Annotated in this window: 1 protein-coding gene; it reads right to left on the bottom strand. The window is 49.8% G+C overall.

Going from position 1 to position 1,624, the window contains the following annotated elements; all coding sequences use genetic code 11:
• Positions 1-1,304: phospholipase (locus tag J1785_RS01135; RefSeq protein ID WP_217218610.1), on the bottom strand; the 1,304-nt coding region annotated here is incomplete at its 3' end.
• Positions 1,305-1,624: the final 320 nt, after the last annotated feature.

Below are 1,624 nucleotides of genomic sequence, written 5' to 3'. Positions count from 1 at the left end.
ACCTGCATTTCTTTTGTCACATTAGGGATGGTATCTGCACGCCCAAGGCTTTCGAGCATACGCTGTGTGTTGACGGTTCCGGCTCCGATGCCTTCGTCCGTTACATTGGTAATAACAAAGAGATACAAAGAGCCGTCTTTTTCAGGGACACGGCCCGCTTTAATCTGGGCGGAAATATTATTCTTTATCGCTTCGGCGAGCGGTGGCCAGCGAAAGTACTGGTTTTCGATGTAGATAAACTGTGTCGCGTTATTCACTGTCTTCAGGTAAAGCTTTTCGATATCCCGTTTGCCTTCCTGTGCCTGAGTGCGCAGGAGTTGGGCCATGATCGGAGTGCCAAAACCCGCCCGCGTTTTAAGTTTTTTAGCCACTTCTTTAGCATTGCGGTGCTTTATCAGGTCTTCCCCGGTCTCTTTACACCATGCGGTGGCGAAATTTTCATGAAGATGTTCAAGAATAGGACCTGTCACCCGGCTGGAAATATCCTGTCGGGGCAGAAATCCGCGCGGGCCTTCGTATGGTTCCCAATGGTCCTGGGCGGAAGGGCGGTGCATAGACGAATGTTTATCAGTATCCCAGTATTCATCAAGCATGTTATGCCCCATGACAAAACCGACAGCATGTTCTGGTAATTCGTAGTCAATCAGCACGGTCTTTTGGTGATGCGTTGCGGCCATGGTTAATGCGAAAACTGTGCCGCCGCTGACACTTTTATCGAGAGCCTGCCGGGAAGCCTGATAGGCGATTTCGGCGCGCTCATTGGCATCAAATCCACGGCCGACGAATATTGGAAACGAATCCTCAGAATTTTTACCAGAGCGAAGTGCCTGAGCAGCCATCCCGCCTGAGTACAAGTGTTTCGAGAACCACTTTTTGTCATAAGCATATTGGTCATCAGAAGAAGTTTGCCCGGCCCGATTTTTTAAATTGATGAGGCCATACCCGGGTAAATTGGCCTCTCCGCCGAGACCTGTTGCATTTAAAAACATCTCCCAGCCTAAAATACGAACCTGAACTTTGTTCTCTTGCGCCAAATTGATGAGTAACTCACCGATGCACGGAGCCTGACCATCCCGAATAAAATACATGGATGGTTGAAACCCCCAGCAGATGATATCGACGGTCTTCTTGGCATTGGCGATGGCTTCATGAACCGCGCGGAAAGCTTCTTCGCCGTTGACCAAAGGCTTGTAGGTTGCGAGAGCTGGCGGGTATTCAGTGCCTTCCACAAACCAGGGCGGAATGATGGTGCACTGACTGGTATCAACAACAGAGACGGGAGAAACAATATCATTTTGACTCATCAGTACTCTTCCTTATCACCGGCGCCATCCAGGAGTTGTTTGTAAAGATTGCGGTGCTCAGTGTGTGGCTGTGGCTGTGGCAGTCGTGAATACCCATACTTTTTAATACGTTGAGTCATTTTGTTCATCCCTGTTAATTCATCCGTTGCTGCTCTGAATCGCTGATTATTACGTGAAATTACACTGCACCCACAAACCGCCAGTCAACGTGCTGCTCCTGATGGAACAGTTGGTCACTGAGCGGCCAGGGGCGTGAGCGGCAAAACTCCACCCGGTCAGTGGGCATAATCTCGCCTTCCCTGAGTGCAAGAATGGCGTTC

The organism is Rahnella perminowiae, assembly GCF_019049755.1.
In the GTDB taxonomy this organism is placed as follows: Bacteria; Pseudomonadota; Gammaproteobacteria; order Enterobacterales; family Enterobacteriaceae; genus Rahnella; species Rahnella perminowiae.
This window is presented reverse-complemented; position numbering and strand designations above follow the sequence as displayed.